General features: G+C 60.8%; 8 protein-coding genes. 2 read left to right on the forward strand and 6 right to left on the reverse strand.

Annotation, left to right across the window (positions count from 1 at the left end; translation table 11 throughout):
- The first annotated feature begins 253 nt into the window (after window positions 1-253).
- A complete protein-coding gene (locus tag AAAB16_RS17870) occupies window positions 254-835 on the forward strand; it encodes a PadR family transcriptional regulator (protein WP_340664536.1) in 582 nt (193 codons plus the stop codon).
- Complete coding sequence (locus AAAB16_RS17875) at window positions 832-1,611, forward strand: siderophore-interacting protein (RefSeq protein ID WP_340664537.1); 780 nt, start codon at window positions 832-834, stop codon at window positions 1,609-1,611. The genes AAAB16_RS17870 and AAAB16_RS17875 overlap by 4 nt, the downstream gene beginning before the upstream one ends.
- Here the strand turns inward: AAAB16_RS17875 and AAAB16_RS17880 are convergent.
- The 6 genes from AAAB16_RS17880 to dnaX all read right to left on the reverse strand — a co-directional run bounded on the left by AAAB16_RS17880 (window position 1,598) and on the right by dnaX (window position 7,381).
- Window positions 1,598-2,395, reverse strand: a complete 798-nt coding sequence (locus AAAB16_RS17880) for a TIM barrel protein (RefSeq protein WP_340664538.1) — start codon at window positions 2,393-2,395, stop codon at window positions 1,598-1,600. The genes AAAB16_RS17875 and AAAB16_RS17880 overlap by 14 nt on opposite strands.
- A complete protein-coding gene (locus AAAB16_RS17885) occupies window positions 2,395-3,285 on the reverse strand; it encodes an NAD(P)-dependent oxidoreductase (protein WP_340664539.1) in 891 nt (296 codons plus the stop codon). Before AAAB16_RS17885 ends, AAAB16_RS17880 begins: the two co-directional genes overlap by 1 nt.
- Before the next feature lie 416 nt (window positions 3,286-3,701).
- Window positions 3,702-4,070 carry a DUF5064 family protein gene (locus AAAB16_RS17890; RefSeq protein ID WP_340664540.1) on the reverse strand — a complete coding sequence of 123 codons (369 nt, stop codon included), beginning with the start codon at window positions 4,068-4,070 and terminating at the stop codon, window positions 3,702-3,704.
- Between the two features lie 130 nt (window positions 4,071-4,200).
- Window positions 4,201-4,800 carry a recombination mediator RecR gene (recR, locus tag AAAB16_RS17895; RefSeq protein ID WP_340664541.1) on the reverse strand — a complete coding sequence of 200 codons (600 nt, stop codon included), beginning with the start codon at window positions 4,798-4,800 and terminating at the stop codon, window positions 4,201-4,203.
- Window positions 4,801-4,916: 116 nt separating this feature from the next.
- Window positions 4,917-5,243: a YbaB/EbfC family nucleoid-associated protein gene (locus AAAB16_RS17900; protein WP_108097054.1), complete on the reverse strand. Its 327-nt coding sequence runs from the start codon at window positions 5,241-5,243 to the stop codon at window positions 4,917-4,919.
- Window positions 5,244-5,281: 38 nt separating this feature from the next.
- Window positions 5,282-7,381, reverse strand: coding sequence for a DNA polymerase III subunit gamma/tau (dnaX, locus tag AAAB16_RS17905; protein ID WP_340664542.1), 2,100 nt, complete (start codon window positions 7,379-7,381; stop codon window positions 5,282-5,284).
- Window positions 7,382-7,853 lie beyond the last annotated feature (472 nt).

The following is a 7,853-nucleotide window of genomic DNA, read 5'->3' on the forward strand; positions in this document are numbered from 1 at the left end:
AAAAACTGTAGGACAAAGCACCAGGGTGCAATCTAGAGCCTTCGCGTGGCTGTGTCTGTGAACATTCGTAAACGTTATGTAACTGGATACGGAGCCAGTCGCCGTAGGGTGTGCTGTGCGCATCAACGGATTGGCACATACCCAGAGGTGCGCACAGCACACCCTACGGTTGACCGTTCGTCCTGGGGGCTTGCCAGATTAATAAGATATATCTTAAGTTATATCTTAGATAACCCGAGACGAGAGCAGAACGATGCGAGACCACCATCATTTTCACCACCACCATCCCCATATGCGCGAAACCGATGAGTTCGAACGCCGCCCCGGTGGGCGTGGCGGGCGCGGGCCCCGGGTATTTGCCTCGGGCGATTTGAAGTTGCTGCTACTGGCCTTGATCGCCGAGCAACCGAGCCATGGCTATGACTTGATCCGCCGCATTGAAGAAATGTTTGAAGGCGCCTATGCGCCCAGCCCAGGGGTGATTTACCCGACGCTGACTTTTCTGGAAGAAAGCGAGCTGATTGCCGGCGATGCGCAAAACGGCAAAAAACTCTACAGCGTGACCGCCATCGGCCAAGCGTCCCTGGCTGAGCAACAAACCGCGCTCGACGGCCTGAAGGTTCGCCTGGAGGTCAGTAAACGCTCGCTGCGCGGCCACGACCGCCCGGCACAAATTCACGAGGCGGTGCACAACCTGCGCCATGCCTTGCAACTGCACCACGGGCAATGGAGCGAGGCGGAGATCATTCGCGTACGTGACCTACTAAATGCCACGGCCACCGCTATCGCAGCAGGCCCACTGCCAGCCCAGCCCCATTCGGAGATTGCACAATGACTACACCTAATCCGACCGGCATCCACCGCGTCATGCACGAAATCAAACGCCGCCGTCTGGACGTGTTACGCGTGACCGATCTGACCCCGCGTATGCGCCGCATCACCGTGGGCGGGCCGGAGTTGGCAGGCTTTGTCAGCCTAGGTGCCGACGACCATATCAAGCTGTTCTTCGCCGAAAATGCCGAGCAACAAGCAGCGCTGGAGACAATGAAATTTGGTGGCGACAGCGACGGCCCAAAGCCGGCGATGCGCGATTACACGCCACGCCGTTACGATGCCGCGTTGGGCGAGCTGGACATCGACTTTGTGCTGCACGGCGATGGCCCCGCCTCCACCTGGGCGGAACAAGCGGCACCCGGCCAATACCTTTACGCCGGCGGCCCGCGGGGGTCGATGATCGTGCCGGATATGTTCGACAGCTACCTGCTGATCGGCGATGAAACCGCCCTGCCTGCCATTGCTCGGCGTTTAGAAGAACTGCCGGCCAATCGCCAAGTGCTGGCCTTGATCGAAGTAGCCAACGCAGCGGAACAACAGACGCTGCACAGCGCGGCCACTGTCGAGGTGCAATGGCTGCACCGTGAAGCCGGGCAAGACCTGCTCAGCGCGGTGAAAGGCATCACCTTGCCAAGTGGCTCGCTGTACACCTGGATCGCCACCGAGTCGGCGACTTCACGACGTATTCGCCGGGTGCTGTTGGATGACTTCGGCGTTAACGAAGACTTCCTCAAGGCCGCTGGCTACTGGCGCCTCGACAGCGCTACTGAGGACTAAGCAAGCCGGCAGCGCGCCACTGCGCCAACCAACCCAGGGATTCCTGGGTACTGGCGTTAGGCCGATATTCGGCGGCCAACCAGCCGCTGTAATCGGCCTTTTGCAGAGTCTGTAGAGCGGCAACAAAATCGATAGCCCCGGTGCCTGGCTGATGCCGGCCGGGGCAGTCAGCAAACTGCACATGACCGATCTTGCCCGCCAAGGCGGCGATCACTTCGGGTAGATCCAAGCCCTGCCGGGCCATATGGTAAAAGTCCAGCTGCGCCGCGAAGTTGTCGTGGTCGACCGCCGCAATCAGCTCCAACAGATGCGCCGGCGTATTGATCAAAAAGCCTGGCATATCCAGCGGATTGATCGCCTCGCTTAGCACCTTGATACCCAACAGCTGAAACTCGTCGGCAGCCTTGCGCACATTGGCGACCAAGGTGGCTAGCGCCTGCTCGCGGCTAACGCCCTGCGCCAAGCGCCCCGGCAGCACGTTGACGAAGCGTGGGCGGACCATGGCGGCGTAGGTCAGTGCCTCTTGCAAGGCCTGGTCGAACTCAGCCTGACGCGCTGGCACAGCCGCCAAACCCGGGCCACCGCCAGCCAAATCGGGCGCGGCAATATTCAGCAGCACAAGTGGCAGGCCCGCCGCTTCAAGCGCCTGTTTAAACTGAACGGCCGGCACCTCGTAAGGGTACTGCACCTCAACCGCCGAAAAGCCTGCAGCAGCAGCGGCAACAATGCGCTGTAGCAATGGCAGCTCGGTAAACAGCAGGGAAATATTAGCGACAACCTTCATTAGTGCTTCTCCCGGTACAACTCGATCAGGGTGGCGGGGTCACATTCAAGGTTGCCAATGTTACTGCCATGCAAGCGCATGAGTTGCGCGGCCAGGGCACTGAGCGGCGTACTAGAGTCATGTTCACGCGCCAGCTTCACGGCGGTATCGAGGTCTTTAAGTAAGGTGCGCACATGCCATTTGATCGGCTCGAAATGGCTCTCAGCCATCTGCGGCGCGAGGATCTGCAGCGGCTTGGAATCGGCAAAACCACCGGCCAACGCCGGCGCCAGCAGGCTGGCATCGACACCTGACTTTTCTGCCAGAGCCACCACTTCAGCAATCACCAGCGCATTGCAGGCAACGATCATCTGATTACACACCTTCGTCACCTGCCCGGCGCCCACTGCGCCCATGCGCGTCAGCCGTTGGCCCAGGTGCATTAGGATCGGTCTTACTTGCTCAACATCGTCCTCACGCCCCCCGGCCATAATCGCCAACGTGCCGCTCTGCGCACCGGCTACACCGCCGGATACCGGCGTATCCAGCCAATGCATGCCCGTGCGGCTTTCCAACTCGGCGGCCATTTCGCGGGTCGCGGCCGGTTCCAGGCTGGAAAAGTCGACCAACAATTGGCCAGCTCTCGCCCCCTCCACCACACCGCCTTCACCAAACACCACCTTGCGCACCACACGGGTGTCGGCCAGGCAAAGCATCACCACATCAGCCGTGGCGCAGAGCTCTGCCGGAGTGGACACCTGGCGGGCGCCAGCGGCCACCAACGACGCACATTTATCCGGGGAGCGGTTCCACACAGTCAGCGGGTAACCGGCAGCTAACAAACGCTGGCACATAGGCAAGCCCATCAGGCCGATGCCAGCAAAAGCGATAGAAGGAAGAGGGGCGTTCATTAGAGGCTCCAATGCCAGAGAGGAATGGCGGCAGAAAGCGGCCATCTTAACCTTGCAAGCAGCGGATCTTGAAAACCTGCGTCATTTCCGCGAGGGCGAGCATCCAGGTACTGGCATTACCCGGTGGTAATGCTTTAGGCCCCGTCCGACTGCAGATTCTGGGTCCCCGCCTGCGCGGGGACGACGGGGTTACCGTCACTGCCGCGAAAGCGGGAATCCAAGGGGCGGCGTTGCCGCGCAGTAGTGCTTCGAGGGCCAACTCGCTGGGAGAATCTGGGCCCCCGGGAGTTACCGTCATTCCCGCGCAGGCGGGAATCCAGGGGCGATGGAGTAACAGCTTAGGTAAACAATCGATGGCGAATCGTCGGGACGCCGCCTGCACGCGGGATAAGCTGACAAGCAAGCACGCTGTTCAGTCAGAAATCGCGCTTAAGCATCGCATCCAAATCCACCGGCTCGCCCGAATGGGCATGCAGCTTTTCGCGGATGTCTTCAAACATCAGGTCGTATTCTTTGTGGTCGCGCACCACCGGCCCTAAGCGTGGATTTAACCCATGTTTGGCAGCGATGCGGGTGGCCACGCTGGCAAAGTTAAACGCTACATCGCGGCGCATTTCAAACTCTTCTTCAAAGGTGCTGCCGTTCACTTCCCCGGTCATACGAAAATGCATCACCGAACCCTGCTCGGGGTCTTGGCGCACGTCGTAGTAAAGGTCGATGGAAAATTCCGCTTGGCCGGGCAGACCTGGAAGATTGGCGAGGTGCAAATGGCCTGGTTCAAACATGACGTGCTCCTTGGAAATGGATAGCGAATACCCTTCGCGGTGGTCAAGTTCGGACAGTCTAGTCGGCATTTGTGCACACCTTTTTGCGCCGATAAAGGGTAGAAGGCTGTGCTGTCTGGATGGTAGCCCGCTACAGATTGATCGGCCGACGCCCCGCCAGCGCGTGCGCCAGGGTGCCGCCATCGACCAATTCCAGCTCGCCGCCCAGCGGCATGCCATGGGCGATGCGCGAGGCAATCAAGCCTTTATTGCTGATCAGTTGAGCGACATAGTGCGCCGTGGCTTCGCCTTCCACGGTGGGGTTGGTGGCCAGAATCACTTCGGCGAAATTACCCGCCTCGATTCGCGCCAACAGCTCCGGCACGCCAATCGCTTCCGGGCCCAGCCCATCGAGCGGCGACAAATGTCCCTTGAGCACAAAATAGCGCCCGCGAAAGCCGGTTTGCTCCACCGCGTTCACGTCCATTGGCCCTTCCACCACGCACAGCACGCTGTCGTCGCGACGGGGGTCGAGGCAGGTTTGGCACACCGCGTCCTCACTCAAGGTGCGGCATTGCTGGCAATGCCCCACACCCTCCATCGCTTGCGTTAGCGCCTGGGCCAAACGCAGGGCGCCGCTGCGGTCGCGCTCGAGCATTTGCAAGGCCATACGCTGCGCAGTCTTCTGCCCTACCCCCGGCAAAATGCGCAGGGAATCGATCAGTTGGCGGATTAGCGGGCTAAAGCTCATGGTGGGGAAATCCGGGAACGTGGGGGTGGATCAATCGTGCAAGCTTGCAGATCGTTTGGTCCGCACAGCACACCCTACAGACTCCGTAGGGTGTGCTGTGCGCACCGATACGCTACTTAGAAAGGCATCTTGAAGCCCGGTGGCAACTGCATACCCGCGGTCATGCCGCCCATTTTTTCCTGGCTGCTGGCCTCAACTTTGCGCACAGCATCATTCACCGCAGCAGCAATCAGGTCTTCCAGCACTTCTTTGTCTTCTTGCATCAGGCTGTCGTCGAGGGTGATGCGTTTAACGTCGTGACGGCCCGTCATCACCACGCTTACCAGGCCGGCGCCGGATTGGCCGGTCACTTCGGCGTTGGCCAGTTCTTCCTGCATCTTGGCCATTTTTTCTTGCATCTGCTGCGCCTGCTTCATCAGGCCGGCCATGCCACCTTTCATCATGGGGATCACCTCAAGTCGTTAAGTTGAAAAATGCCAGCTTAGGACGCCACGGGGGCTTCGACCGGCTCAATCGTACCGTCGCGGATAACCGCGGCGAACTGCTGAATCATTTGCTGTACCAGCGGGTCATCATGAATCGAGACTTCGGCCGAACGCTGGCGGTCGGCACGTTTGCGCGAAGCCGCTTGCGCAGGGGTTTCCTGTTCGGGCTTGCGCAGTTCGATTTCAAGCTTGATCGGGCGCTTGTGGTAGGCGTCTAGCGCGTCGTTCAAGCGGCGCTGCTGGGTGGCGTTAAAGAGTGCGCTTTGGCCTGGGTCCAGGTGCAGGGTCCAGGTGTCGCCGTCCACGGCCACCAGGCTGCAGTTAGCGGCGATGCTGCCGGTCAGGCCGGTAATGCCTAAGCGTGGGAACAGGTCGAGCCATTCAGCGGCCAGGCCGGTGGCCGGTTTGGCGGCGGGTAATGGCTCAGGCTCGGCGGCAGGCGTGGTGTCGATACCCATGGCGTCCAGGGCGTCGAGATACGCATCGGTCTCGCCTTCGGCAACGTAATAGTCGTCATCACCCAGCGGCGGCTCATCGTCGTCACTCTCAACCACCGCTTCGACAGCGCTGACCTCCGCCACCGGCTCCGGCAGCGGCTCAGACGTAACGGCGACGTCAGCGATGGGTGCTTCAACAAAGGGTTCGGCGACAGTCGCTTGAACTTCGCTCGACTCAACAACGGCCGCTTCGGCGCTAACCGCCGCCACTGCCACCGGCTCAGCGGCGACTGGCTTGGGCTCTTCCCAGGGCAAGTCGATGGCCGGCGCGGCAACTGGCGCGACCGCCTCAACCACTGGCAAGGGTTCAGGCACCACCACAGGTTCTGGCACAACAACTGGCGCTTCAACAACCGCAGCTGGAACTGGCGCGGACGGCGCAACAGGCGCTGGCACGGCAACAGTTGCGACCGGCGCAGCCATAGCTGTGCCGGCCACTGGGTTGGGTCGGGGATCAGCAGTGGCCTGGCTAATCCCGAGTGGCTTTAGCGCCACCCTGGGCGCATCGCCCGTATCCGCAGGGCGGAAGGCCAACATGCGCAGCAGCACCATCTCGAAGCCACCGCGCGGGTCCGGCGCCAACGGCAAATCGCGGCGGCCTATCAAACCCATTTGGTAATAAAACTGCACGTCTTCGGCCGGCAACGCCTCAGCCAAGGCCAACACGCGATCACGGTCGCCCTGGCCGTTGTCCACCGCGTCCGGCAAGGCCTGGGCGATAGCCACGCGGTGCAGCACATTGAGAATTTCCGCCAGCACGCCGGCCCAATCCGGGCCTTGCTCGGCCAAATGACGTACCGCTTCGATCAACCCGCGCGCATCACCTTCCAGCAATGCATGCAGCACGCCATACACCTGGCCGTGGTCGAGGGTGCCCAGCATGGCGCGCACATCGGCGGCCAACACTTTGCCTTCACCAAAGGCGATGGCCTGGTCGGTGAGGCTCATGGCATCGCGCATCGACCCATCGGCGGCGCGGCCCAGCAGCCACAAGGCGTCCTCTTCGAACGGCACCTGCTCAACACCCAACACATGGGTCAAATGCTCGACCACTCGCTCAGGCGGCATGTTCTTCAGCGAGAACTGCAGGCAGCGGGAAAGAATGGTGACTGGCAGCTTCTGCGGATCGGTGGTCGCCAGCAGAAACTTAACGTGGGGTGGCGGCTCTTCGAGGGTTTTCAGCAAGGCGTTAAACGAGTGCGAAGACAACATGTGCACTTCGTCGATCAGGTAGACCTTGAAGCGCCCGCGGCTTGGCGCGTATTGCACGTTATCCAGCAATTCGCGGGTGTCTTCCACCTTGGTGCGGCTGGCGGCGTCGACTTCGATCAGGTCGATAAAACGACCGTCATCGATTTCTTTGCAAATAGAGCACACGCCACAGGGCGTCGAGCTGATGCCGGTTTCGCAGTTCAGGCACTTGGCGATGATGCGCGCGATGGTGGTTTTACCCACGCCGCGGGTACCGGTAAACAGATAGGCATGGTGCAGGCGTTGGCTGTCGAGGGCGTTGATCAGAGCCTTGAGCACATGGGTCTGGCCGACCATTTCGCGGAACGAGCGCGGACGCCATTTACGTGCAAGAACCTGATAACTCATTGAAAACCGTCGCAGCAGGGGGGCAAGAAGTGGGGCTAATCCTAGCGGAGCACGGGGCAAATTGCATCCGACTTGGCGCTTTGCCCGGCAGGCCGCGTGTGCGCTTAGGCTCAGAACACGCAATTGAAGCCGACGGCGCCTGGCTTAGCGGTAAAAAAGCACTCAGCCGGCAACTGAACTCGGCCTGAACGGGCCAATCTAACCGCGGCGTCGGCTGGCCATTTAGCTACGACAAGAGCATAAGGTTCCGACCCTCACTTCACTCTCGCGACGGATATTTCGTATGGCAGCCAACAAAAATCCCTGGACCACTTGGCCACGCGCTTTCTCGGCAAAACCCGTTCCGACCTCGACCCCGAAGAAGTGAATGTACTGGAGCATATGACCGACCACCGCCCGGTCAGCCGTGATGCTGCCGATGCCGCCGACGATGCCTCCACCTTTGGCCAGCGCCTGTCCGACCGGGTTGCGG

It is taken from the genome of Pseudomonas sp. (assembly GCF_037994325.1).
GTDB lineage: Bacteria > Pseudomonadota > Gammaproteobacteria > Pseudomonadales > Pseudomonadaceae > Aquipseudomonas.

Excerpts from the sequence above, each read along its gene's own strand:
- AAAB16_RS17885 (WP_340664539.1), bottom strand. The coding sequence starts at position 3,285 with ATGAACGCCCCTCTTCCTTCTATCGCTTTTGCTGGCATCGGCCTGATG.
- AAAB16_RS17890 (WP_340664540.1), bottom strand. The coding sequence starts at position 4,070 with ATGTTTGAACCAGGCCATTTGCACCTCGCCAATCTTCCAGGTCTGCCC.
- AAAB16_RS17880 (WP_340664538.1), bottom strand. The coding sequence starts at position 2,395 with ATGAAGGTTGTCGCTAATATTTCCCTGCTGTTTACCGAGCTGCCATTG.
- AAAB16_RS17870 (WP_340664536.1), top strand. The coding sequence starts at position 254 with ATGCGAGACCACCATCATTTTCACCACCACCATCCCCATATGCGCGAA.
- AAAB16_RS17875 (WP_340664537.1), top strand. The coding sequence starts at position 832 with ATGACTACACCTAATCCGACCGGCATCCACCGCGTCATGCACGAAATC.
- AAAB16_RS17900 (WP_108097054.1), bottom strand. The coding sequence starts at position 5,243 with ATGATGAAAGGTGGCATGGCCGGCCTGATGAAGCAGGCGCAGCAGATG.
- dnaX (WP_340664542.1), bottom strand. The coding sequence starts at position 7,381 with ATGAGTTATCAGGTTCTTGCACGTAAATGGCGTCCGCGCTCGTTCCGC.
- recR (WP_340664541.1), bottom strand. The coding sequence starts at position 4,800 with ATGAGCTTTAGCCCGCTAATCCGCCAACTGATCGATTCCCTGCGCATT.